Source organism: Apibacter adventoris, from assembly GCF_002964975.1.
Taxonomy (GTDB): Bacteria; Bacteroidota; Bacteroidia; order Flavobacteriales; family Weeksellaceae; genus Apibacter; species Apibacter adventoris.
The window spans coordinates 244798-271047 of record NZ_PSZM01000040.1 but is presented as its reverse complement, the minus strand read 5'-3'; the positions used below and the strand labels follow the sequence as shown (position 1 = coordinate 271047).

At 27.1% G+C, this 26250-nt stretch carries 27 protein-coding genes; 20 read left to right on the top strand and 7 right to left on the bottom strand.

What is annotated here, in order from left to right; translation table 11 throughout:
* Positions 1 to 204: 204 nt before the first annotated feature.
* The 9 genes from C4S77_RS08060 to C4S77_RS08025 all read left to right on the top strand — a co-directional run bounded on the left by C4S77_RS08060 (position 205) and on the right by C4S77_RS08025 (position 5830).
* A complete protein-coding gene (locus C4S77_RS08060) occupies positions 205 to 708 on the top strand; it encodes a primosomal protein N' (protein ID WP_105247110.1) in 504 nt (167 codons plus the stop codon).
* A gap of 112 nt (positions 709 to 820) precedes the next feature.
* Positions 821 to 2020 carry a M91 family zinc metallopeptidase gene (locus C4S77_RS08055; RefSeq protein ID WP_105247109.1) on the top strand — a complete coding sequence of 400 codons (1200 nt, stop codon included), beginning with the start codon at positions 821 to 823 and terminating at the stop codon, positions 2018 to 2020.
* Positions 2004 to 2732, top strand: coding sequence for a hypothetical protein (locus C4S77_RS08050; RefSeq protein ID WP_146106070.1), 729 nt, complete (start codon positions 2004 to 2006; stop codon positions 2730 to 2732). The genes C4S77_RS08055 and C4S77_RS08050 overlap by 17 nt, the downstream gene beginning before the upstream one ends.
* A gap of 146 nt (positions 2733 to 2878) precedes the next feature.
* Positions 2879 to 3001 (top strand): hypothetical protein, encoded by a 123-nt coding sequence (locus C4S77_RS13375; RefSeq protein ID WP_260209634.1) that lies wholly within the window; start codon positions 2879 to 2881, stop codon positions 2999 to 3001.
* 138 nt (positions 3002 to 3139) lie between these two features.
* Positions 3140 to 3874: a hypothetical protein gene (locus C4S77_RS08045; RefSeq protein ID WP_105247107.1), complete on the top strand. Its 735-nt coding sequence runs from the start codon at positions 3140 to 3142 to the stop codon at positions 3872 to 3874.
* A 5-nt stretch (positions 3875 to 3879) separates the two neighbouring features.
* On the top strand, positions 3880 to 4071 hold the full coding sequence (locus C4S77_RS08040) for a hypothetical protein (RefSeq protein WP_105193256.1): 192 nt from the start codon (positions 3880 to 3882) through the stop codon (positions 4069 to 4071).
* On the top strand, positions 4068 to 4778 hold the full coding sequence (locus tag C4S77_RS08035; RefSeq protein ID WP_105247106.1) for a hypothetical protein: 711 nt from the start codon (positions 4068 to 4070) through the stop codon (positions 4776 to 4778). The genes C4S77_RS08040 and C4S77_RS08035 overlap by 4 nt, the downstream gene beginning before the upstream one ends.
* A gap of 28 nt (positions 4779 to 4806) precedes the next feature.
* The gene (locus C4S77_RS08030) at positions 4807 to 5118 is read left to right on the top strand and encodes a hypothetical protein (RefSeq protein ID WP_105247105.1); all 312 of its coding nucleotides are present in this window, start codon (positions 4807 to 4809) and stop codon (positions 5116 to 5118) included.
* A gap of 76 nt (positions 5119 to 5194) precedes the next feature.
* Entirely contained in the window at positions 5195 to 5830 is a 636-nt protein-coding gene (locus C4S77_RS08025; RefSeq protein ID WP_105247104.1) for a hypothetical protein, read from the top strand.
* Between the two features lie 346 nt (positions 5831 to 6176).
* Here C4S77_RS08025 and C4S77_RS08020 read toward each other — a convergent pair whose 3' ends face one another.
* From C4S77_RS08020 to pdxH, 3 genes are read right to left on the bottom strand one after another with little or no spacing between them, the layout of a single operon-like run.
* Entirely contained in the window at positions 6177 to 8654 is a 2478-nt protein-coding gene (locus C4S77_RS08020; protein ID WP_105247103.1) for a hypothetical protein, read from the bottom strand.
* Entirely contained in the window at positions 8651 to 9643 is a 993-nt protein-coding gene (locus tag C4S77_RS08015) for a hypothetical protein (protein WP_105247102.1), read from the bottom strand. Before C4S77_RS08015 ends, C4S77_RS08020 begins: the two co-directional genes overlap by 4 nt.
* A 21-nt stretch (positions 9644 to 9664) precedes the next feature.
* A complete protein-coding gene (pdxH, locus tag C4S77_RS08010) occupies positions 9665 to 10312 on the bottom strand; it encodes a pyridoxamine 5'-phosphate oxidase (RefSeq protein WP_105247101.1) in 648 nt (215 codons plus the stop codon).
* Between the two features lie 50 nt (positions 10313 to 10362).
* Between pdxH and C4S77_RS08005 the strand changes: the two genes are divergently transcribed.
* Both C4S77_RS08005 and C4S77_RS08000 read left to right on the top strand, forming a co-directional pair.
* Positions 10363 to 10914 carry a YqgE/AlgH family protein gene (locus C4S77_RS08005; protein ID WP_105193268.1) on the top strand — a complete coding sequence of 184 codons (552 nt, stop codon included), beginning with the start codon at positions 10363 to 10365 and terminating at the stop codon, positions 10912 to 10914.
* Positions 10915 to 11263: 349 nt separating this feature from the next.
* A complete protein-coding gene (locus C4S77_RS08000; protein WP_105247100.1) occupies positions 11264 to 12370 on the top strand; it encodes a DNA/RNA non-specific endonuclease in 1107 nt (368 codons plus the stop codon).
* A gap of 40 nt (positions 12371 to 12410) precedes the next feature.
* Here the strand turns inward: C4S77_RS08000 and C4S77_RS07995 are convergent, their stop codons facing one another.
* Complete coding sequence (locus C4S77_RS07995) at positions 12411 to 13499, bottom strand: M42 family metallopeptidase (RefSeq protein ID WP_105247099.1); 1089 nt, start codon at positions 13497 to 13499, stop codon at positions 12411 to 12413.
* A gap of 154 nt (positions 13500 to 13653) precedes the next feature.
* On the opposite strand from C4S77_RS07995, the gene C4S77_RS07990 reads away from it, so the two are divergent.
* Together C4S77_RS07990 and C4S77_RS07985 are read left to right on the top strand one after the other, a co-directional pair.
* A complete protein-coding gene (locus C4S77_RS07990; RefSeq protein WP_181042850.1) occupies positions 13654 to 14241 on the top strand; it encodes a DUF4294 domain-containing protein in 588 nt (195 codons plus the stop codon).
* A 132-nt stretch (positions 14242 to 14373) separates the two neighbouring features.
* Entirely contained in the window at positions 14374 to 16215 is a 1842-nt protein-coding gene (locus C4S77_RS07985) for an ABC transporter ATP-binding protein (RefSeq protein ID WP_105247097.1), read from the top strand.
* 78 nt (positions 16216 to 16293) lie between these two features.
* On the opposite strand, the gene C4S77_RS07980 is transcribed toward C4S77_RS07985, so the two are convergent.
* From C4S77_RS07980 to C4S77_RS07970, 3 genes are all read right to left on the bottom strand, one after another.
* Positions 16294 to 16695 (bottom strand): hypothetical protein, encoded by a 402-nt coding sequence (locus C4S77_RS07980; RefSeq protein ID WP_105247096.1) that lies wholly within the window; start codon positions 16693 to 16695, stop codon positions 16294 to 16296.
* Between the two features lie 72 nt (positions 16696 to 16767).
* Positions 16768 to 17415, bottom strand: a complete 648-nt coding sequence (locus C4S77_RS07975; RefSeq protein ID WP_105247095.1) for a YiiX/YebB-like N1pC/P60 family cysteine hydrolase — start codon at positions 17413 to 17415, stop codon at positions 16768 to 16770.
* A gap of 59 nt (positions 17416 to 17474) precedes the next feature.
* On the bottom strand, positions 17475 to 19034 hold the full coding sequence (locus tag C4S77_RS07970) for a sodium:solute symporter (RefSeq protein WP_105247094.1): 1560 nt from the start codon (positions 19032 to 19034) through the stop codon (positions 17475 to 17477).
* Between the two features lie 131 nt (positions 19035 to 19165).
* Here C4S77_RS07970 and C4S77_RS07965 point away from each other — a divergent pair, with 131 nt between their 5' ends.
* From C4S77_RS07965 to C4S77_RS07935, 7 genes are all read left to right on the top strand, one after another.
* Complete coding sequence (locus tag C4S77_RS07965) at positions 19166 to 19942, top strand: ParA family protein (protein ID WP_105193283.1); 777 nt, start codon at positions 19166 to 19168, stop codon at positions 19940 to 19942.
* A 3-nt stretch (positions 19943 to 19945) separates the two neighbouring features.
* Complete coding sequence (locus C4S77_RS07960; protein WP_105193285.1) at positions 19946 to 20830, top strand: ParB/RepB/Spo0J family partition protein; 885 nt, start codon at positions 19946 to 19948, stop codon at positions 20828 to 20830.
* On the top strand, positions 20827 to 21426 hold the full coding sequence (locus C4S77_RS07955) for a DUF5683 domain-containing protein (protein WP_105193287.1): 600 nt from the start codon (positions 20827 to 20829) through the stop codon (positions 21424 to 21426). Before C4S77_RS07960 ends, C4S77_RS07955 begins: the two co-directional genes overlap by 4 nt.
* 24 nt (positions 21427 to 21450) lie before the next feature.
* Entirely contained in the window at positions 21451 to 22155 is a 705-nt protein-coding gene (gene dapB, locus C4S77_RS07950; protein WP_105247093.1) for a 4-hydroxy-tetrahydrodipicolinate reductase, read from the top strand.
* A 60-nt stretch (positions 22156 to 22215) separates the two neighbouring features.
* Entirely contained in the window at positions 22216 to 23826 is a 1611-nt protein-coding gene (gene lepB / locus C4S77_RS07945; protein ID WP_105247092.1) for a signal peptidase I, read from the top strand.
* Between the two features lie 12 nt (positions 23827 to 23838).
* Positions 23839 to 25014, top strand: a complete 1176-nt coding sequence (locus tag C4S77_RS07940) for a C1 family peptidase (RefSeq protein ID WP_245915796.1) — start codon at positions 23839 to 23841, stop codon at positions 25012 to 25014.
* A 317-nt stretch (positions 25015 to 25331) separates the two neighbouring features.
* A complete protein-coding gene (locus C4S77_RS07935; RefSeq protein ID WP_105193295.1) occupies positions 25332 to 26180 on the top strand; it encodes an ROK family protein in 849 nt (282 codons plus the stop codon).
* The last annotated feature ends 70 nt before the right edge of the window (positions 26181 to 26250 follow it).

Below are 26250 nucleotides of genomic sequence, written 5' to 3'. Positions count from 1 at the left end.
AGAACTTATGTTTAGCTATTCTCAAGAGCAAGGTAAGCTTAAGCTTGATATTCATCAACATGATTTTAACTATTTATTCAACATTTTGCCATAGAGCGTATTAGTGAATTGAGTTTACAATAATACAATTTCCCGCTTCCTTTATTATTAGGATTAGATTTTGATAAGGTACAGCTGGTTGGAGTAATCCGTGCAGATTCATTGATGAACTTACCAAATTTTAGGGCAGAAGAAAGAGCAATACAATTACTGACCCAAGTTAGTGGGAGAGCAGGAAGAAGAAAACAAGGAAATGTATACATACAGACTTTTGATCCGGATAACCCCCTGTATGTTTTTGTTAGAGAAAATAATTATGACCTGGCTAAGGAGGCTATTTTAAATGAAAGGAAAGAATTTTTATTCCCGCCTTATTATCGTTTGATAGAACTTACTTTTAAACATAAAAATCAAGGAAAAGCAAAAAAAGTGGCCGATTATGTAGGTGATTATTTAAAACATTATATACAATCTCCTTTATTATTAGGTCCTGAAGAAGGGATGATCCCTCGTATAAACAACCAATTTATTTATAAAATTCTAATCAAACAGCCTTCCTCCAAATCTACCCGAAATATAAAATCTTATATTAAATCGGCTTTAGAAAGAATAAGACAAATTCAAGCCTACCGTTCGGTAAAAATTGAGATAGATGTAGACCCATTATAAATTTTCAAAATTATAGTATATTTTGACTTTTTTCGTTGTATAAATAAAGTTGTTATAATAAATACTCTAAAAATTTATACTATTTTTGTATAAACTCATACAATAACAAAAAGTGGAAGGAGGAAAAATTATACGAACCATAGGGGGAGAAAGTGTAAAAATCGCAAAAAAATCTATAACTCTTACTGCTACGGAGGGCGATTTAACTTTTAATTCAGCTACAAAAGTGGTGATGACCGGGAAACAAGGAGGTGTACAATATCTTAATAATTATAAACCACCTATACCTTTACAAGTGGTAAAGATAGAAGGGCCTTTTAATGAACAGGGAGACAAAATTACTGTAATAGAGAAAGGAAAATCTTATATCTATAAAGCCACAGAATTTAATCGGGAATTGAAGTCACCATTAGAAATTAAACAAATAAAATGGGCGATGCAGCATAATGACGACAATCTTATTTTTGCATCTCAAGCTAGAGGAAAGCAGGAAGTAACTTTAAGTATTTCTGAGTCAGAACCTTCAGAAAAGATTACTATTTATGCTTATTTTGAGAACCCCATACAAGAAGCAAGTATAGAAGTAAGTTTAAAAACCGGAGAGCCTGGATATATTATTATTTCCTCAAGAATATCACATGAAAATGATAAAAATAGAACAAAAATTTTTAAATATTCTCAAGGTAATCTCTATGAAGAAATTGAAGAATATAGTAGAGATAATCAATTGTTTAAAATTGAACCTTATACTGGACATGTAAATGAGTATGTACAAAAAGCAAAAGAAGATTTAGACTTATTGGCTTCAAATTCCGAAGGAAAAAAACTATTAGTCTGGTTTGAACAAAAATATAAAGTCACTATCGGTGTAAAACCTGGGAGTGGAATAAATCATACTAATGGTTTTAGCATTACTTATGAAGGTATTCCTATTAAATTACCTGTAGAAAATAATCCCTTACCACAATTAATCTCTTCATATGTTATATTAGGTCATGAAATGGGACATGCAAAATCTTATCATTTAAAACAACAAGATCTCCGTTATTGGGAAGGAACAATTATGGTAGATGAAATCTATGCATCCCATATAGAAAATAAAATAAGGATGGCTGCGGGAATTCCTTTAAGAGATTATTACGATCGTGATAAAATAGGTTCAAAAACGCGTTTAATAGACAATAATCATAAAAATCTATATATTAATAAATATGAAAATAATTATCCTATTTTTAATCCTATAACTCAAACTATCAAAGAGATAGATTATAATGAAGCTTTTAATTATGATATTATTGAAAAAGATAAATAATTACTGTATCTGTTTATTATTCTTAATTGGATGTAGCTCTAATGATATACATAAAACAGATAAAATTATAAAAACTTTGCAAGAAAAAGAATATATAAGCAAAGCAATAAACTATAATAAAAGAAAAAGGTTCTTTAATGATAGTTTGCATAAAGAATTTTATCAATATAGACAAAAACAAATAGATTCGTTTTTATCTAAAAAAAGACTGAAAGATTTTATTATACAAGATAACTTTTTCTTTCAACATCTTTTTTCAGAAGATGATTATAGTTTACATATATATACACCTGATTCAATCTATTTTTTTGGTTTTTCTTCAATTAAAAGTAGTAGAAGTTTGAAATCTGAAAACTCAAATTGCTTATATTTTTCTTTCCAAAAAGATTCTCTAATCATAAATAGACATACCCTTTACGATTTTCCAAAAGAAAAAAATTCCTGTTTAAAAGAAAATATTTTTCCATCTTATACCTCTTTTTATAGAAATGGAAAATTAAAATTATTAATGAAAAAAGATAGTGTAATTTACCAAAAGAAAAAGAATAAAATAATGATAGATTTAGATACTTCTATTTATACTTATGATTCAGGAAAAATATGCAAAGAAAAAAATGGTGTATTTCATTGTAATAATGGGTCCATTGAAAAGTGTGATATAGATAGTTTAGGATATTTCTTCAACTGTAAAATAATAAAACAAGGAGAGTGAAATTATAATAAACTAAAAAGAATAAATCATGCTGATGAAAATCAAATTACTTATAGGGAGAACTGGAAGAATTATTTATTGAAGGATATTTTGAACGAAATAAAGTTTCTTCCTATATAGTTTTAGGGCATAAAATGGGACACGTCATGTCATATTATAAAAATCAACAAGATACACAAAAATGGGAAGATGAAGGTATAGTGATAGATGAAATTTATGCTTCCCATATAGAAAACAAAATACGAAAAGCAACAGGTGTATTCCTCTGAGAGATTTTTATGAAAGAGATAAATTTGGAGGAACAAGATTAGTTGATATAGAACATTTTAGTTTGTATATTAATAAAGAAGAAAGTAATTATCCAAATTTAAAACCTAAAAAATTAGATAAAAATATAGCATATAATTATGATATTATTCAAAAAGATCAATAAAGCATATTTAAAGACATTAACACTTCTTTTATTATGTTCTTGTAATCAAAATTTATATACCCCTCCAATAATAGTCGAAAAAATACAGAAAGAAAAATATATAAATGGGGGAAAATTAGATACTATTTATCAAGACTTATTCCTTTTTAGGGATAATCAGGTGAAATTTTTTTTACAAAAACATAAATTCGATATTTTTCTTTTAGAAGAAAAGTTTGGTACAGAATTTTTATCATCTCAAAATCCATTTTATTTAGCGATTATAACTACAAAAGATTCTATTTACTACTTTCATTCCAAAAAAGGTATTTCTTATGATATAGTAATGAATAATGTCGCAGATAATGGATGTTTAATATATACATTCAAAAATAAATCTATAGAAATAAACAGAGGTATTGACAAGGTTTTCAGTAACAATATATGTTATAAAAAAAATAAAAAAGAATTATTTTCTGATTTTTCTACAAATAATCAAAATTATTTATCTAGTTATAAAAATGGAAAATTAAATCTAGTCATGGAATTCGATTCAATAATATTTAGAAAAAATAGTAATGTAAATATAGATCTAAATAGTCAAAAATTTTTTACACCGAATGGATACTGTACAGAAAAGGACAATATTCTTAGCTGTAATAATGTAAATATGAAATGTAAAAGAATGCATGATACTGGTTTTTTATATCATTGTGATACTATAAAGTGAGCTCTATGCTTCTCATATTGAGAATAAGATATAGAGCAGCAAACCTACGGGATAAATACGATGGTTCTGGATATGGAGATATTATGGATAAAGAGGGATTCTCATTTTATATTAACCAATCAGAAGATTATTTTGCAAAACCATTACATAAATTAGACAAATCAGTAGCATTTAATTATTACCATATAAAAAAATGAATAAATTAATATATACGCTATTTATTTTATTGATTATATCTTGTAATATTACAGGTGTCAATAAGTCTGCAAAAATAATTCAGAATATTGAAACTAAAAATATAGAACAGACCTATATGACTTTTTCTCCACAAAATAAAAGATTTTATAATAAATTGTATCAAGACTTTTTTAAAGATAGAAAATTTATAAATAAATATATTAAACAGAAAAAGATAAGAAATTTTATAATTCAAGAAAGCTTTAATATAAATGATGCATCAGGAATTCCGCTTTATGATGCATTTATTATATATAAAGATTCTGTACTTATTTACAATTATTCAATTTCAAAAGAAAATAAAACTATTAGAAGAAAAAATGTAAAAACATTTATTTTAGGTAATCCATTTTTTTATACTTCTGACAATAATTTATATTATGTAAATAAATCATTGTCAGATAATAAAAATAGTTTTGATAGCTATTATATTTCAAGTTATATAAATAATAGGTTAGATTATTTATCTAAAATAAATCATAATAAAGACTCCATTTTATTAAAACGCAATAATAGCAAAACTTTGATAGATTTAAATACAACAAAATGGTTTACTTCAAATGGTATTTGTATGACTAAAAATAATATTATGGAATGTAGAAATATTAGTAAAAAATGTATGAAAAACGAAAAGGGAGAGTACATTTATTGTGATACTATAAAATAATCTTTCCTATATTGTTTTAGGGCATAAAATGGGACATGTAAAATCATTTCACTTAAAACAGCAAGATTTAAGTTATTGGGAAGGAACAATTATGGTAGATGAAATCTATGCTTCCCATATAGAAAATAAAATAAGTATGGCTGCGGGAATTCCTTTAAGAGATTATTACGATCGTGATAAAATAGGTTCAAAAACGCGTTTAATAGACAATAATCATAAAAATCTATATATTAATAAATATGAAAATAATTATCCTATTTTTAATCCTATAACTCAAACTATCAAAGAGATAGATTATAATGAAGCTTTTAATTATGATATTATAGAAAAAGATAAATAATTACTGTATCTGTTTATTATTCTTAATTGGATGTAGCTCTAATGATATACATAAAACAGATAAAATTATAAAAACTTTGCAAGAAAAAGAATATATAAGCAAAGCAATAAACTATAATAAAAGAAAAAGGTTCTTTAATGATAGTTTGCATAAAGAATTTTATCAATATAGACAAAAACAAATAGATTCGTTTTTATCTAAAAAAAGACTGAAAGATTTTATTATACAAGATAACTTTTTCTTTCAACATCTTTTTTCAGAAGATGATTATAGTTTACATATATATACACCTGATTCAATCTATTTTTTTGGCTTTTCTTTAATTAAAAGTAGTAAAAGTTTGAAATCTGAAAACTCAAATTGCTTATATTTTTCTTTCCAAAAAGATTCTCTAATCATAAATAGACATACCCTTTACGATTTTCCAAAAGAAAAAAATTCCTGTTTAAAAGAAAATATTTTTCCATCTTATACTTCTTTTTATAGAAATGGAAAATTAAAATTATTAATGAAAAAAGATAGTGTAATTTACCAAAAGAAAAAGAATAAAATAATGATAGATTTAGATACTTCTATTTATACTTATGATTCAGGAAAAATATGCAAAGAAAAAAATGGTGTATTTCATTGTAATAATGGGTCCATTGAAAAGTGTGATATAGATAGTTTAGGATATTTCTTCAACTGTAAAATAATAAAACAAGGAGAGTGAAACTATAATAAACTAATAAACAAGTTATAAAAGTAGTAAATTATGAGTATCGAAATAATATGGATTTAATTAAAGTAAATTCCTGAGGAATACAATATTTATAGTAAAATAAAAGATTCCATCCTTATCAATAAAAACGTCTCAATTAAAAAAATGATATATTTTGTTCCTTAATAATATTTACATTATGTAACAGTAAAATTAGACCAATTTTTCATTGGACACCCATTATTTACAAAAAAAGACAATAGGTCAAGTAAGTAGTCTTTACAAAAAATTAAAGACTATTATATTTGATTAGAAAACAGAGAAACCAACCTATTATCTTTAAAAATATAAAAATATTCTAATAATGAGTAACATAATATTCAAAGTATAAACAGTTACTTTTTACTTCCTTATAAAATTGAGTATCTTTTAAATCACTAAGAGAAGCAAAATATCTTCGGTTTTTAATTAAAATGCCATCTCCTTCCGGTAATTTATCTCTGTAGCAATAATATCTCGCCAAGTAAAAATCTTCCTGTTCTACTTTTGAAAGCGCAAAAACAATCCGGGCTTTAAGTTCCCTGTCTTTTGCCAAACTGAGCGCTTTTTCCAAATATTGAGTAGGAATTTTTGTGTAATCCGAAAAATAAGTAGTACTAGGATATTCTTTAAAATATACCATAGCAAAAAAATCTAAATGAGTATTATAGTAAAATTTAGGCCCATTCTGATTGTTTTTATCGAATCGTAAAATATGTCGGTAATATCCGTTACAGGATGTATTATAAAAGAAGTTTCCTAAAAGATAATTAGCTTTTGCAGATTGTTCGTTATCTTTCTGAGCTATTTTTTGCAAGGAAATTAGAGTTTCAGTTAATTCCCGTTTATTCATAGTAGATTTGATAAACTTAAAATCTTTCAGATAATCTACGCCCATAACTTCTGATTCAGGAGATTGAAAAGATTCAATCTTATTATATCCGAAAATATAATAGGGAATGTTGCTATAGCCGTTATATTCATTGGGTTTCAAAGTTTGTTCTTCTCCATATCTATGATTGATGCTAAAAAGTGTAAAATTATTACTTACTTTTTGGAACTCAGCAAGTGCTTTTTGTAATTCGCCCTGAGACAAATAGACATTTCCTTTCATCTGAGCTACATATTCATCAAAATTAAAATTGGTTTGTTTTTTTTGTACATATCCATCATATCCATATGGAGATATATTTTTAACCAAATATGTATCCATAGGAGATTTATTTTTCTTATGATATAGAGCAACTATATCCTCTAGTAAAGATAAATTAGGATTATATTCCAAATCTGTAATTTGATTATGCAATAAAAAGGATTGGGCGTATTGTTTTTGTAAAAAATAACGATTAGCTAAAATATCTATAATAAAAGATTGGGTAGAAGTATAGTCATTATTTTTTAAATTATCATTAAATATATTTTTATATTTTGAAAATAATATTTTTTCAAATTCAGGAGTAATAATAGGCTGCTCACAAATATCCAATAACATCTGCAGTCTGATTTTTTGTTCTTTGTAAATTTTTTTGTATGCATGTACCTTAGATAAAAACTCACGGGATTTTTTATAATTTTTTTGTAAAAAATATAAATAAGAAGTAGTTAAATTCCAAAAATCTGTATCCTTTACTTTTCTATCTAATGACTGTTTCAGGGAAAGATCTAACGTTTGTTGGAAGAAAGGAGTTGTTGAATCTTCAGTAATTACGGGTAGCCTTTTATCTGTATTATTTTTTGCATAATGTTCAGTATCTACACAACGGTGGAATACGTGTAAATAGTTTCTTTCCAGCTGATTTACAGCTCTGGCCATTAAAACTTTAGCTTGTATGGCATCCGGTGAATTTTGTATTATTTCTTTCAGAGAGCTTAGTGGATTATTAAAATCCTGATATCCTAATAAAAGATATGCATCATTCTTTTCTTTTTCAGTTTTTGCATTTTTTAGTAAATCTTCTAAAAAATTATCAGAAATGGAAAAATTATACTCGTATTCATTTTGTTTGGGTTGAGACAATATTAATGAGGAATATACTTTACTTTTTATATTTTTAGTGTGGGTGAAGACAGTAAAAAAATCATAATTTGCCTGAATTAAATTTCCTAATCCCCTTTCTGCTCCAGCCTTTTGATCCAATGCATAATAATACATTACAGGATAATATTTTAAGGAGGCTACATATTGATTAAAATATTCAATAGCTTGTTCAAAATCCTTTTTGTAATGAGCCAAACGTACTAACTGATAACCATATCGGAGTTTTAGCTCCTTGTCGGTTTCTGCATTCCAGCTTCTTTTTAATACATTGATTACTTTTTCATAATCCAAATCATTTACAGATAAAGAAGGACTATCCATCCAATAATTAGTTTTTGAAAAAGAAACACTCATATAAGGTTCCAGGTATTTGGAATAGGCAATGTATTTTAAAGCTTGTATGTTTTTTGTTATGAAATCCGGAGTGATAAAAGACAAAGTATCATTATTAATTTTTTTTCCTTTAATTAGGGACCGTATATCTGTTTCTTTAGATTTAAAAACCAGATAATAAGCCTGATTATACTCTACATGTAAATATTTTTGCCATTCTTCAATATTTTCATTTTTAAAAGTAAATATTTTATTAGTAGAAGAGTAATAAGTAGAAGATAAACCTAATAGAAAGGGAAAATATTGAGGAGAATTGATAGTTTCCTGCATAAACAGGTTATAATAATCATATTCAGGATTATAATGTGTACAAGGGTAGACCAAAGAAGAAGCTAATAAGGCGAAAGATACAACGATTTTTTTCATAATAATTCCTCTGTTTTAAATCTTTTAACAAATATACTATCTAAATGAAAATAAATAATACTATATGGTTTATCTATTTTTTTTGATAAGTACATTTTCGTTTCATTTAATAGTTTTGGTGAGATATTTTCTATAGTTATAATAAAATCTTTATTAAGGTACAAACCATGAAGAAAATGATCTTCCATAACCTTATACCTATTTTCAGAAATTTTAGTAAATTTTTTATTTTCTAACTCTTCAGTAGTTAATCCATTGATTATTTTTATTTTTCCCATATGATTTTTAACTATTCCCCAGGAAAAGAGTGGGAGAGCAATATCAAACTCTAGCGGGTATGTACGTATAGTAGAGAGATAGTCTTTAAGCAAATCAATATCTAAAATAGAATTTTTATTGGATTCTTCCGTAGGATTAGATGTTGCATAGCACATTAAATATCCTTTATCCACCGGCGGTATTCCTGTTTTTTCCCTAAATTTAACCTGATGAAGTCGAATAGTACAACTAATATTTTTATGGGAAATAGATTTTAATTCACTAAGTAAATAAAAATAATTATCTCTAGTTGAAGAAGTCCAGTCGCAATCTAATTGAATTTCTGTATATTCTTGAAAATGGTTAGTCTTATAAATATAACTAATCAAGGAATTAATTTTTTTAGCCAGTTCCGAAATATTATTTTGAGATAAATTTTGTAGGCTTCGGTTAGTTATAAAAATTACCGGAACATATTCTGCTTTTAAATTTAATTGAGTAAAATCTTTAATAACCGCTTTAGGTATTGGAAACTGATTTTCATATTTATCTACATCAAAAAAACGTACATATAATTTATTACAATGAAGAGAATTGAAATACTCTTCTTCTATTTTACCTATATCTACAGTAGTTTTCCAGTAATAAAAATTAATAGGATGTAGTTTTTCCTTATGACAAGAAAAGAGCAAATTTAATATTATAAATAGAAAAAATGCTTTTATTTTCATAGTTGTATTTATAATTATGATTTAAGGAGCTAATCGGTTAATATTCCAGTTTTGATTTTCATCTAAAGTATATATAATTCTGTCATGTAGTCGATTGGGCCTTCCTTGCCAAAATTCTATTTGAAAAGGTTTTACAATAAATCCGCCCCAATTTTTTGGACGTTCAATTTCTTCTATATTTCTAGTAGCTTCTTCCATTTCTTTTAATCTGTTATCCATAAATTCTCTATTGGGAATTATTTGGCTTTGAGGGGAAACTATAGCTCCTAGTTGACTTCCCCTTGGTCTGGAGTGAAAATACCCATCAGACAAATTACTAGCAATCTTTTCAGCAATACCATTTATAATTATCTGTTTTTCAATCTTGTCCCAATAAAAATTTAAACAAACATTAGGGTTTTTTGCAATTGCTTGACCTTTCCTTCCTTCATAATTTGTATAGAAAATAAAACCTTCCCAAGTATATTGCTTTAATAGTACAATACGTGTTCTGGGAATTTTGTCATCTTCTATAGTTGAAATTGACATAGCATTGGTTTCAACAATCAAATTGCTTTGCTCTGCAAATATATACCAATCTCTGAATAATTCCATAGGATTATCTTTTAATTCAGATTCAATTAAATAACCTGAATTATATACTTTTCTCTTATCAGATAAATCTTCCATAATAAAAAAATGTGTAATTTTATATTTTAGTAAAGAATAATGTTAGGTATATGAATGATATGGATTACAAAGGTAAATTATTAATTACAAAACCTATTCTTGAAGATCCCTTTTTTTCTAAAAGTGTAATTTATATTACAGATTATAATAAAGAAAAAGGAACTGTAGGTTTTATATTAAATAAAATATACACTAAAAAATTATCAGACCTTATGCCAGGAATAGAAGCCGATACTGCTGTGTATATGGGGGGACCAGTAAACCAAGATCATTTATTCGTTATTCATTCACGTCCAGACATAATAAAAGGAGGTGTTAAGATCTCTGATAATTATTTTTGGTCTGGAGATTATGATCAAATAAAATTATCTATAAATAAAAATTTAATTGGAAAAAATGAAATTAGATTTTTTATTGGTTATTCAGGTTGGAGAGAAGGGCAGCTAGAAAATGAAATGAAAAGAGAAGATTGGCTTATATATGATGACCCTCAACTTAATATATTAGAATGGGATAAAAATTTATGGAAAAATGAGCTGATAAAGATGGATAAAACAAATATAATTTGGGTTAATTCTCCAAGTAATCCACAACTTAATTGAATAATAGTTGATAATATAAATATAAATTATTTTCAGTTTATTGTCTAATATTCGGTTTAATGCTGTTTCTAATATATGAAAGGTAGTGATCTTATCTGCCTGTAGTTAAAATTAATATTTACACAAACTAGTAGTACATAATTCTCCCCATCATAATATTCCCTATTATTTGTTATTTATTTTGTAATATATGTCAATTTTTGACATACTATTTTATAATTTTACCTATATAATATATATATATTATAATTTATAATATTCAATAAATTATACTTCTATTTTGTTTATTAATTATTTAATAATTTAGCAAATAAAAATTAATTTTATTAAATAATTAAAAAAAAATCTTATGAAAAAACTTTCATTTTTATTAATTTCATTATTATTTAGTACATTTTTGTTTAATATGAATTGTAGTAGTGATAATGATAATGAATATGAAGAAGATAATTTTATAATAAATCTTTCACCGGAAAAGATATCGGCAGAAACTACTACTTCTGAACTTAAAATAACAACTACAAGAAAATGGACTATATCTATTGAAGATAAAAACAAATCCTGGGTTTCTTTTTCATCTAACGAAGGAGTATCCTCTTCTACTGTTTCAATAATAATAGAACCCAATAAAAATGAAAAAACACGTATAGTTGATATATCTGTTTCTAACGGATTAGAAATTAAGACTGTAAGATTAATACAAGAAGGATTTAAAGAAGGTGTACCACTTGGTAAATTAGGTTGGTTAGAATTACCTAAACAAAAAAATATGCAAAACACACTTTTTATTTCGCATAAATTACCAGATAATCCTTCACAGAGAAATTACTCTATGTTATATGATACGCAAAATAAAATCGCATATTGGGTAGCTTACCCGCTACACAAGTATTATATAGGAAAATCCGGTAGGACTGATGCTTGGAATTTTGATCCACAAATTCTTCAAGAGCAACAATCTTCTTTATTTAAAGGAATACCTGGATTTGATAGAGGGCACCAAATACCTAGCGCAGATAGAACCAACTCTAAAAACAATAATAAAACTACTTTTTATTTTTCTAATATGACTCCGCAAAATAGCATATTAAATCAAAATTTATGGGCTAATTTAGAAAAAAAAGTTAGAACCTGGTCTTATCAATGTGATACATTATATGTGGTTACCGGTGCTATAATTACAACAGCTACAGATCCTACTATTAATTATGCATATGATAACAATAAAAATAAAATTGCAGTACCTAAATATTATTACAAAGCATTATTAAAAAGAAATGGGGATATTTTTACTTCTATAGCTTATAAGATGAACAATGAAAAACCGGTAACAAATACAAATATTGATTTATATAAAATGACAGTAAGTGAATTAGAAAAAGAAACAGGGTTTACTTTTTTTCCAAAAATTCCCGAAGCTATAAAAAATGAAATAAATCCTTCTCAATGGAAGTAAAATATTAAAAAGGGACTGATTAAAACAGTCCCTTTTTTATTTATACTTTCAAATATTTAAAATCCTGGTTGTTTTTAATTGATTTTAAACTATGATAAATCATCTTTATCGTATTTTCTACATCTTTTATGTGAACCATTTCTACTGTTGTATGCATATATTTTAAGGGTAATGAAATAAGAGCAGAAGGCACTCCACCGTTTGAATAGGCAAAAGCATCTGTATCTGTACCTGTTACCCGACTTGAAGCATGTCTTTGAAACGGAATTTTATTTTCTTCAGAAGCATTTATAATGAGTTCTCTTAAATTGTTTTGAACTGCCGGAGCATAAGTAATCACCGGCCCTTTACCGCATTTTATTTCCCCATGTTTTTTCATATCGATCATAGGAGTTGTAGTATCATGGGTAACATCTGTAACTATAGCTACATCTGGTTTTATAGTATTAGTAATCATTTCTGCCCCTCTTAGTCCTACTTCCTCCTGTACAGAATTAGTTATATATAATCCAAAATCAAATGTATCATTATTTTCTTTTAAGAGACGGGCTACTTCTGCAATCATAAATCCTCCGATACGGTTATCTAAAGCCCTACATACAAAATAGGTGTCATTCAATATAAAAAACTCATCCGGATAAGTAATTATACAACCTACATGAATCCCTAATTTTTCTACCTCTTCTTTAGATTGTGCTCCACAATCAACCCAAATAGTTTCGACTTTAGGAGCTTCTTCAGCTCCCGTATAATTTCTCGTATGAATTGCCGGCCAACCGAATACTCCACTAACCACTCCTTTTTTTGTATGTATATGAACTTTTTTAGAGGGTGCAATCATATGATCCGAACCTCCATTTCTTATTACATATAATAAACCATCCTCGGTTATATAATTTACAAACCATGAAATCTCATCTGCATGTGCTTCAATAACTACTTTGTATTTAGCAGAAGGATTTATAATAGCATAAGCTGTTCCATAGTTATCAATATGTATTTTATCAACAAAGGAATTAATATAATCTATCCAAACTTTTTGCCCATTAATTTCTGCACCTGTAGGAGAAGGAGTATTTAAATACTTCTCTAAAAAATTCATAGAGCTTTTATTAATACTAGTTTTCATTTTAAAAATTGCAATAATTTATACAAATATAAAAATTTTAGGAATAGTTTTTGATATTTTAAGATAAATGAAAACTAAGAAAATCTATATATTGCTGTCATTTTTTATATTTTATTATTATAGCGCTCAAGAACCTGAGAATGATAATAAAAACATGAAAAATACATTTTTTAATTCTGATTCTATTATTAGAAATGAAGCAGATTTTGTTATAAATGATGAAGATAGTATTATTGTTGACCTGAAACATGTAAATATATATGGTCTTCCTAAATTTAATAATGATTTAGATAAGTATCAATACTTTTGGCTGAAAACTAAAGTTTATAGATTATATCCCTATTTATTAATTGCTGTAAAGCAATATAATAACATTCATGATTCATTAGAAATAAATAAAAACAATAGTCGCTTTAAAAAGTATATTCAAAACAGGCAAAAACAACTTTCTGCCGAATACGAAAAAAAACTAAAAGCACTTACTAAAACAGAAGGAAAGATTTTTTCGAAGTTAATGTATAGAGCTACAGGGAAAACCGTATTTGATATTATAAAAGAATTAAGAAGCGGCTGGTCTGCTTTTTGGTGGAATACTAAAGCCAAAGCTTTTGATATAGATTTAAAAGAACCTTATGATCCTTATAATATAAGAGATGATTCTTACGTAGAAAATATTCTCATGCAGGCATATGAATTTGGAGATTTACAACCTATTCCCAGATTTGATGCTAACAATAATTAATTTTAGAATGTAAAATATTATTGTTCCAACTCTCAAATTTTACCATTTTAAATAAATTGTCAAATTATCATTATCTTCCTTTACTCATTAATAATGGTAAAAGTATTATCTTTGTAACCTTATAAAATATGTATGAATTCATTAAAAAAGGTACTTAAACAATTCGCTTATCCTTATAAAAAAGAATTTTTCTTAGGAATTTTTTTCAATGTTTTATATTCCTTATTTTCTATTGTTTCGGTGTTATCTATCATGCCTATTTTAGATATGCTGTTAGGAGGAAGTGTAAAACAACAAGAAACCCTAAAACATGTACAAGAAAAAGCTTCAGAGGGTTTTTTTTCAGAAATAAAATATAAATTTTATCTTTTTTTACAAGAAAATATAATAGATATAGGTGCTAAAAAATTCTTAGCTTATCTATGCTTCACTGTTATTATTCTTTTTCTATTACGAAATATTTTTAGGTATTTAGCCCAGTATTTTATAGTATTATTGAGAAGTGGAGTTTCTAAAGACCTTCGTTTGGCTATGTATAATAAAATCATCTCTCTCCCTGTATCTTATTTTACAGAAAGAAAAAAAGGAGATATTATGATAAGATTATCCGGAGATGTAGGTGAAGTAGAAGGGAATTTATTAAACGCTATTTTAGAACTTTGGCGTACTCCATTCTCAATTATTTTTACATTGGTATCTTTACTTTTAATAAGTCCATCTTTAACTTTAATAGCATTGATAGTTCTCCCTTTTATGGCTTGGATTATATCTTCTATAGGAAAAAGTCTTAAGAAAGATGCACGCAGAGGACTTATTGAGTCTGGAAACGTATTATCTATAATTGATGAAACTTTAAACGGAGCAAAAGTAATTAAAATATTTAATGCAGAAGAAACCATGAAAAACAGGTTTATTACCAGTGTTTTATATTTACGGAAATTATCTATTAATATGATGAAAAAATATGAGTTAGCCTCGCCTTCTTCTGAATTTTTGGGCTCAGTGGCCATGATTTTTATTACTTGGTATGGAGGTTCACTCATTTTAGATGGAAAAGGTTTAGATCTTTCATCTTTTTTAATTTACATAGCTTTGTTTTTTCAATTACTTGAACCTGCTAAAACGTTATCTACATCATTAACCAATTTGCATAAAGGAACAGCTTCTACAGATAGAATTATAGAAACCTTAGAAAGTAATATTCAAATTTATGAATCAGAAAATGCTCTAGTTTTAAATGAATTGGAAATTGGTTTTCAATTTAAAAATATAGATTTTCAGTATGAAGAAGGACATCCCATATTACAAAATGTAACTATTAATATACCTAAAGGCAAAACTATAGCTATTGTAGGTCAAAGCGGTAGTGGGAAGACTACTCTAGCTAATTTGCTTGCACGTTTTTATGATATTGATGGAGGAGAAATTTTAGTGGATGGACATGACCTTAGAGACTTAAATATTAAAAGCTATAGAAAATTATTAGGAATGGTCACGCAGGAATCTATTTTATTCAATGACACGGTAGCTAATAATATAAAATTAAGTAATCCTAATGCTTCAATGGATGAAATTGTAAACGCTGCAAAAGTAGCAAACGCATTAGAGTTTATAGAACAGCTTCCTGAAGGTTTTAATACAATTATTGGAGAAGGAGGAGGAAAACTTTCCGGAGGGCAAAAACAGAGAATTGCTATTGCAAGGGCTATTTTAAAAAATCCTCCTGTAATGATTTTAGATGAAGCTACTTCAGCTCTGGACACTCAAAGTGAAAGATTAGTACAAGAAGCTTTAGATAACTTAATGTCTAACCGGACTTCTTTAGTAATTGCACACAGATTATCGACAATTGTTAATGCAGATATGATTATTGTAATGGATAAGGGTAAAGTTATAGAACAAGGTAACCATACAGAATTGATTGAAAAAAATGGGATGTACAAAAAATTAATTGATATGCAAAAATTTGCTTAAAGTATATATATCTTTAATTTAAAAAAGGATCTTTCAAAATTGAAAGATCCTTTTTTAAATTAAAGAGAAAAAAACAAACTATTTTTTCTTTTTATAAAAATCGTTTTTCTTTTTATCATGAAACTGATTTTTCATTTCTTCTAGCTTTTGTTTTTGATCATCGTTTAAAACCTTTTCCACTTCGGCTCTTTTCTTTTCCTTTAATTGATGTTTTTGCTCTTTAATCGCCTCAGCTTGTTTTCGTAAAGATTCTTCTTGAGCTTTATATTTATCATCAATAGCATTAATTTGTTTAATTTGGTTTTCATTCAGATTAAGTTCTTTGACCATCTTGTCTTTCATACATTTTGTCTTTTCTTTATTTTCTTTAAATAATTCATTTTTTGATGAGTTTGAAAGTAAAGAATCTTTATTTTTATCTTGTGAAAAAGCTGAACCGGAACATAAAACTAATACGCTTATAATTAATACTTTTTTCATATTTTCTCTCTTTTATTATTTGACAGAGTAATTATAAAAAAGTTTAAAAAATAAAAAAAAAAAATTTTAAAACTAAGGAATTTCGTATAGTATATCTATCACATTTTTTTGTTTAGACATAGCTCCGGGATTTATCCCTAATTCTCCCTCAGGAATAGGAATGTTTAATTTACGAAAGTGTTCAATCCAATTTTGGGAATATTTATTTGTCCCTTTTCTTTTAAATGTCATAGTATTTAATTCAAATACAGGAGTATTATGATTTGCTTTTAAAAAAATATTATAAATCAGTTCTGAACAATAATATTTATTATTACAGATATCAAAGGCATCGTCATATTCATAACCCACTAACTTTTTTGCTTCTTCTATTGCAGGTAATATTAATGGATGATATTTTTCTTTAACTCTCCCTAAAACTGATGTAGGCTTACATTTTCCGCCATCAGGAATTAAAAATTTTTTCAAAGGAGTAATACATACTTTCGGATGAGTTGCTTCTATTACATATATACTATCATTATCGGGATTAATCCAAACAATGCCTACATGAGTGAAATTATAACCTTTTGCGCTATAAGTAACTTCTTTAACAGCATTTCCAAATTCTCCTGAACAGGATTCTTGAAAGATTAAATCTCCATTTTTTATTTTGGGGTCTTCCTTAGAAACTGATAATGGATTAATTAGAGACAAAAAAAAAATAAAAAATACTGACATAGTAATAAATGTTAATCTTTAATATATTTAAAGTAATTATTTAAGTTAAATTAAATAAATTATTGTAAATCAAATTTTTTTGATATTAATAATAATCCTAAAAATGTAATTCCGCTGTTAATTATAATCAATTCTAAGCCTATACCATAACCTAATTTTAAAACTAAAATTCTAAATAAATAACTTAATATAGGAGCGATAATACAAATTATAAAAATCTTACCATTTTGAGGGAGAATTCTCTTGGTAAAAATGCCAAAAGAAAATAGCCCCAAAAGAGGTCCATAAGTAAATCCAGCCAGATCCATTATGGTATAAACAATCGAATCATTATTTATTTTTTTAAAAATTAAAATTAAAACTAAAAAAATAAAAGTAAACGTTAAATGTATTTTAACTCTTAAAGACTTTTTTTGTTTTTCAGTTAAATTGTTTTTTTGAGGCAGTCCTAAAATATCTACACAAAAAGAAGATGTTAATGAAGTAAGAGCCCCATCAGCAGAAGGAAATAAAGCTGAAACCAAACCTATAATAAAAATAATAGCCAAATACTGTGGGAAATAACCAGCTAAAGATAAAGTAGGAAATAAATTATCTCCCATGATATTTTGTATTTTTCCCGAAGTATCTTTAAATCCAAATATATTTTGTGTTATTTGACTGTGGTTTATCATATGAGACACAGATTGATATTCGGCACCAAGGTTTATTGCATATAAATACAAAAGTCCACCCATAAATAAAAATAACAAATTAACCAAAATCAAAATTGTCGCAAAAGTCAGCATATTTTTTTTACTATCTTTAAGATTTTTAACCGAAATATTTTTTTGCATCATTTCTTGATCTAATCCGGTCATAGCAATAGTAATAAACATTCCACCCAAGATATGTTTCAAAAAGAAAGTTTTTGAGTGTGGGTCACAATTAAAGATATGTAAATACCCATTTATATTTAAAGTGTCAATGGATTCTCTTATATTTAAATTTAAATTTTTCATGATGAATAAGATGCAAGCTATCATACTAATAAGCATAAATGAGGTTTGCAACGTATCTGTAAATACTATAGTTTTTACTCCACCTTCAAAAGTATATAGCAAAATCATCAGTAGTATAACTAGGGTTGTTAACCAGAAAGGAACACCTAACTTATTTAATAGAAATATATCCAATACATTAATAACAAGATATAATCTTGCTGTGGCTCCGATTGCTCTGGAAATTATAAAAAATGTAGAACCTGTTTTATGAGCTTCAGTATTAAATCTTTTATTTAAATAGGTATAAATAGAAGTTAAATTCATTTTATAATACAGAGGAAGTAATAAAAAAGCTATAATAAAATAGCCAATAAAATTTCCAATTATAAACTGAAAATATTCAAATCCTCCAAAAAGATAAGAACCACCTGTAGCTCCAACAGTTCCCGGGACAGAGATAAATGTTACACCACTTAGACTTGTGCCTATCATTCCAAAAGCAACTAACCACCATTTACTTTTTCTGTTGCCTATAAAAAAAGATTGATTATCAGAGTTTTTAGATGTGTAAAATGCTACTCCTAAAAGAATAAAAAAATAGATAAAAATAATACTTAATAGAACAGTAATATTCATACAGAAAATAAATTTGTTCAAATGTAATAAAAATAGAAGCTTATAAATGTCTTAATCTACCTTTGTTAATAATTTTTTATCCATATAAAATATTTAAATCGTATTTTTACAACTTGAAATTTTAGGTATTAATGGGAAAAATTATTGCAATTGCTAATCAAAAAGGGGGCGTAGGAAAAACTACTACAGCAGTAAACTTAGCTGCAGCCATTGGTGTATTAGAGAAAAAGGTATTAATAATTGATGCAGATCCTCAAGCCAATGCAAGTTCTGGTTTAGGGGTTGACATAGAAAATATTGAAGCCGGTACTTATGAGGTTTTAGAACATAGTAAAATAGCCAAAGAGACCATTCAACCTACTACGTCCCCCAACGTAAGCCTTATTCCTGCACATATTGATTTGGTAGCTGCTGAAATTGAATTAGTAGATAAAGATGAAAGAGAACAAATGCTAAAAAAAGCATTGGCAGAAATTAAAGATGAGTATGATTTTATTATTATAGACTGTGCTCCTTCTTTAGGTTTAATTACATTAAATGCACTTACAGCTGCCGATTCAGTTATTATCCCTATCCAATGCGAATATTTTGCTCTTGAAGGTTTAGGTAAATTACTTAATACTATACAAAGTGTACAAAAACTCCATAATCCTAATTTATCCATTGAAGGGTTATTGCTTACTATGTATGATTCAAGATTAAGGTTATCTAACCAGGTGGTAGAAGAGGTGCGGACTCATTTTCCGGATATGGTTTTTGATACTTTGATACAAAGAAACATCAGGTTAAGTGAAGCTCCAAGCTTTGGAGAGTCTATTTTAAAATATGATGCAGAAAGTAAAGGAGCAATAAATTATATTTTATTAGCGGAAGAAGTATTAAAAAAGAATAAAGTATCAGTTAAATAAATTATGGCTTTAGATAAAAAACGTGCAATGGGAAGAGGACTTTCAGCAATATTAAGTGAAAGTTCCAAAAATATTAATTCTGCCCAAGAAAAAGGAGCAGAAGAATTGGTAGGAAATATTATTGAAATCTCTTTAGATGATATTATTACTAATCCCAATCAGCCCAGAACAAATTTTGATTCAAAAGCTCTTGAAGAACTTTCTGTTTCAATTAAGCAGTTAGGGTTAATACAACCCATAACTGTAAGAAAAAACGGTGAAAAATATGACCTCATTTCTGGAGAAAGAAGATTTAGAGCTTCAAAACTTGCAGGATTAAAAAAATTGCCTGCTTTTGTACGGTTAGCTAATGATCAGGAATTATTGGAAATGGCTCTGGTTGAAAATATTCAAAGAAGAGATTTAGACCCTATTGAGATTGCTTTATCTTTTGAAAAATTAATTGAAGAAATTCATATAACTCAAGAAAATTTAAGTAATAGAGTAGGAAAAGACCGTAGTACTATTACTAACTATCTACGATTATTAAAACTATCTCCCATTATTCAAACCGGTATTCGAGATAATATAATTACTATGGGGCACGGGAGAGCACTTATTTCTTTAGAAGATTCCCAACAACAATTAGCTATTTACGAAAAAATTATAAAAGAAAAATTATCTGTAAGACAAACAGAAGAAATTATTCGTACTATTAAAAATCCAAAAGAAAAAAAGGAAAAAAAAGAAAGAGAACTTCCTAACTATATAAAAAAAGGATTAAAAAGTTTTGAAGATTATTTTGAAACAGCAGTAGAAATTAAAACAAATGGTAAGGGAAAAGGAAAAATAATTCTTAATTTTGAATCCTCGGAAGAGTTTGAAAGAATTCAGAAATTATTAGAATGATAAAAAAATTAGTACTCATTATCTTCACAATCTTTATCAATTATTCTCTTTCTGCCCAAAACAGTAAAACAGATAGTACATTAAGTGCTTATAATGAATTGGTTATGGTTAATAACAGGAAAATTGATACTATTTCAAAAAACTATTTACGAAGTCCATTAAAAGCATCGCTTTACTCTGCTATATTACCCGGTCTGGGTCAATTATACAACAGAAAATACATAAAAGCCCCTATTGTTTTAGCTGTCATAGGTACAGGTATTGGATTTATAAAATATTATGATAATAGATATAATCGTTATCATAAGGCTTATTTAGCAGAATTAAGTGGACAACCTCATGAATTTTCAGGAATTTCAGGTATGACCCCTAAAGTTTTAGCAAATGCCGAAGATTCTGAAAGGCGTAATAGAGACTATGCTATTGTGCTGACCGCACTAGCTTATCTTTTAAACATTGTCGATGCTACAGTAGATGCACATTTATCTATATTTGACAAGGATAAAGACTTAGCTGTTAAACCTGTTATTATAGAAGACCTTAATTCTGTAGTATCCAATCAAAAATTAGGTCTCTCATTCAGTTTAACATTTTAAAATAAAAAAATAAAAATATCTATCATGAAAATAGCATTAGTAGGTTATGGGAAAATGGGGAAGGAGATTGAAGGAATAGCTATCTCTCAAGGACATAATATTGTAGCTAAATTAGAAGAAAAGCCCACCAAAGAAAATATTAAAGATGCAGAAGTTGCCATTGAATTTTCAACCCCAAATTCAGCATATGAAAATGTTAAAGCATGTATTGAAATTGGCATTCCTGTGGTTTGTGGTACCACAGCCTGGCTAGATAAGTTAGAAGACATAAAAAAATTATGTAAAAAAGAAAATGGTGCTTTTATTTATGCTTCAAATTATAGTTTAGGGGTAAACTTATTTTTTGAAATAAATAAAAGAGTTGCTGAAATTATGCAAAAATATCCTGAATATTTAATCCATATGGAAGAAATACATCATACTGAAAAAAAAGATGCTCCTAGTGGTACGGCAATTACTTTAGCAGAAGAAATAATTCCTATTTATAAATTTGATGGTTGGAAATTATCATATAAAACAGAAAATAACAAGTTAGGAATAGAAGCAAAACGAGTTCCCAATGTTCCCGGAACCCATAAAGTTTCTTATGACTCGGAAGTAGATAAAATAGAAATAAAACATATAGCACATTCTCGTAAAGGATTTGCCTCTGGTGCATTAATAGCTGCGCAGTGGTTAATTGGTAAAAAAGGGGTGTTCACGATGAAAGATGTATTAGGTTTTAAATAAATTATGTAACAATCAAGATATTATTACTACCTATTAAAATAATTAAAGAAAGAACTTCAAATGCATATATTACAATATTATTTACTGTTTGCAATAGTTTCAAATATATTATATTTTATTACCACTTGGAAATTATTTAGAAAAGCAGGAAGAAAACCTTGGGAATCTTTAATTCCTTTATATAATATCTTAATTACATTAAAAATAATCCACAGACCTTGGTGGTGGATACTTATTATATTTATTCCTATCGTTGGTCCGATAATGGGAATAATAATATTAGTAGATTTTATTCGTCATTTTAATCATAGATCTTTGATAGATGCACTATTAGTCATATTTCTTTCATTTATATTTTTAGCATACCTAAACTATTCCCCTCAAACACAGTATACAGGAAAACAAGAAAGAAAAGAAACTTTTATATCAGCTATTTTATTCGCTGTAATATTTGCCACAATTATTCATTCTTTTATTTTACAACCTTTTACTATTCCTACCGCATCTATGGAGAGAACTTTATTGGTAGGAGATTTTCTATTTGTTAGTAAAATGAATTATGGAATTCGTATTCCTATGACACCGGTAGCGTTACCTTTTTTACAAAATAAAATTCCTTTAGGAGACAACCAACAACCTCAAAAACAAATAAATTCGTACGTAGATCAAATTCGATTACCATATATGAGAATACCGGGATGGACAGAGGTAAAACGCTATGATATTGTTGTATTTAATTATCCTACAGACTCTCTTCACACAGCTATAGATCGAAAAGATCCTTACGTAAAACGATGTGTAGGCTTACCGGGTGATAAAATACAATTAATAAATGATAATCTTTTTATTAATGGAAAACCGGAGTTAATTAAAAAAGACGAAGAACAACAGCGGAATTATTATATATATGCCACTGAAGCAGGAATTAGCTCTAGAAAAATAGAAGAGATTTTAGGATATGCAAACTATCAGGAAGTACAAGATGAAACAGGAAAAAAGATATATTTTTTCAGAGGCTTAACAAATACAAATGCCGAAAAATTAAAAGGATTAGATACTGTTGATTCTATTTCAATAGTTTATCAGAAAAAAGGAGAAGATGGCATTTTTTATAAAGATATCAATAAAACAAAAATAGATACAACTAACTCAATATTTCCTTTACACTCAGGTTGGAATGGATCGCAATACGGACCTTTACTCATACCTAAAAAAGGAGACATTATAACACTTACTAAAAACAACATCGATCAATATAGAAGGATTATAAAAAACTATGAGCACAATGAATTAAAAGAAGAAAATGGTCTTTTTTATATTAATGGAAGAAAAACCAATACCTATACAATTCAACAAAATTATTATTGGATGATGGGGGATAATAGAGATAATTCCTTAGACAGCAGATATTTTGGATATGTACCTGAAGATCACATTATAGGAACACCAATTTTTACATGGCTTAGTATTCAAGGGCTTTTTGAAAATGATCAATTTGGTCATCCAGCAAAATTTAAAATAAGATGGGATCGAATGTTTAAAATTCCTAATACAGATATTCCTTTAGAAAAAAAGACAAATTACTTACCTTATTTTATAATCTTGTTAGGAGGATATTTTGTGTATGATTATTATAGAACAAAGAAAAAGAAGAAAGATGTAAATAAATAAATTAAGAGACTCATGAAAAGAATTGTTTTATCAGCCATAATGTTATGTTGTATAACCTCAGGAATTTTTGCTCAAGATGATTTAATTAACAAAATAAAAGATAATAAATCAGAAAAAACTAACTTTCAATTTACGGTAATTAAGCAATTAGATAACACATCTATAAAAAATCAGGGCTCTTCCGGTACTTGTTGGAGCTATTCAGGAAATTCATTTATAGAATCCGAAGTGTATAAAAAACACAAAAAAGCCATAGATATAGCAGAAATATATACAGCTCGTAAAACCTATGAAGATAAAGCAAAAAAATATATCCTAATGGGGGGCTATGTTAACTATGGAGATGGGGGAGAACTTCATGATGTTATAAATATCTATAAAAAATATGGTATTGTACCTCAAGAAGCCTATACAGGGTTAATAAACGGAGCAGATCGTAATAATTTTAATATGATGCAGGACGAATTAAAATCATATCTGGAAAATATAAATTCGCAAAAAGCTCCAATAGACTTAAATTGGCATATAAAGTTTTCACAAATCTTAGATAAATATTTAGGAGAGGTTCCTAAAACTTTTGTGTATGAAAATAAAACTTACACGCCAGAAACCTTTGCCAAAGAAATAGTAAAATTAGATCCCACAGATTATATAGAGATATCTTCTTATAAAGATTATCCATATTATCAACCGTTTGTTGTTCCTATTCCTGATAATTGGAGTTCAGATTCATCTTATAATATACCAATGGCAGAACTAACCGAAGTAATAGATAATGCTTTAAAAAATGGATATACCGTAGGTTGGGCTACAGATGTCAGCGAACCTTATTTTAGTTGGAAAAACGGAATAGCTTATGTACCCGATCTGGATCTTTATAATTTAACAGCAGAACAAAAAGCCCAATTATTTACAGAACCAAAAGCAGATAAAAAAATTACAGAACAAATGCGTCAAGATGCATTAAATAACTTAACGACTACTGATGATCACGGAATGCATATTGTGGGTTTAGCTAAAGATCAAACTGGAAAAGAATATTATATTGTAAAAAATTCTTGGGGAATATCTAATGATTTTCAAGGATATTTATATGTCACTAAACCCTATGTTCAATATAAAACTACCGCTTTATTAGTCAATAAAAAAGCACTTCCTAAAAATATAAGAAAAAAACTTTCTCTTTAAACTTATTAAATATACTTGTAGTGTATTTATAATTTATATTTAACACTACAAGTATTATCTTTATTATTTTATTTAATATTTTCATTAAAAAAAATTCAATAAAAATTAGTATTTAATATTGAAACCCAATATTATAAATTTATTTTATTTTTGGTATTTACATATTACAATAATACAATTATATAATTTTTTATGATAAATATTTATATTTCATAGAAATTATAAGTTTTATTTATAAATTTGTGTGGTTTTAAAGTATCTGATTTATATTTATAGCTGTTTTTATATATAAATATTTATTAATAATTAATTAACTTATGAACAATTCTGTAAAAATAGGAATAGATATTGGTGGTACAAATGTGCGTGTTGCTTTAGTTGACGAAACAGGAATACTTAAGATTTTAAAAGAACCTTGCAAAGCCGATCAACCTGAAAACGTAGTAATTGATCATATTAAAAGTATGATTAAAGAAATTATTACTCCTGAGGTGGTTGGCATAGGAATAGGAGTACCTTCTGCAGTAGATATTGAGAAAGGAATCGTTTATAATTTAAATAATATACCTTCTTGGAAAGAAGTTCATCTTAAAGAAAAATTAGAAAAAGAATTCTCATTACCCACCTATATAAATAACGATGCCAATTGTTTTGCTCTGGGACATAAATATTATGGAATGGCTAAATCTTACAGTAATAGTGTTTGTATAGCAATGGGAACTGGTTTAGGCGCAGGACTTATTTTAAATAATGAACTATATATGGGGGCTAATACATGTGCGGGAGAAATAGGCTGTGTACCATATTTAGATTCTACATATGAAGGATACTGCAGTAGTCATTATTTTAAACGTTTTCATAAAAATACTACCAGCCTTGAGCTATTTAACAAAGCTCAAAATAATGATAAAGAAGCCTTAAACATTTGGGATGATTTTGGAAAGCATGTAGGAGCTTTACTATCATTTGTATTATTTACCTATGATCCTCAAATAATTATTTTTGGAGGAAGTGTATCCAAATCATTTAAGTTATTTTCTCCGGCAATGAATAGATACTTAAAAAATTTTTTATTTCCTAAAAATATTGAAAAATTAGTTATTCAATTATCTGAAATAAAAAATATAAGCGTTTTAGGAGCTTCTTCATTAGTAAAAAATAAATAATTTATAAGAAAAGAGAATGGATGAACTTTTATAAATATAATAATTTATAAAACTATTTCTTAAGATAATT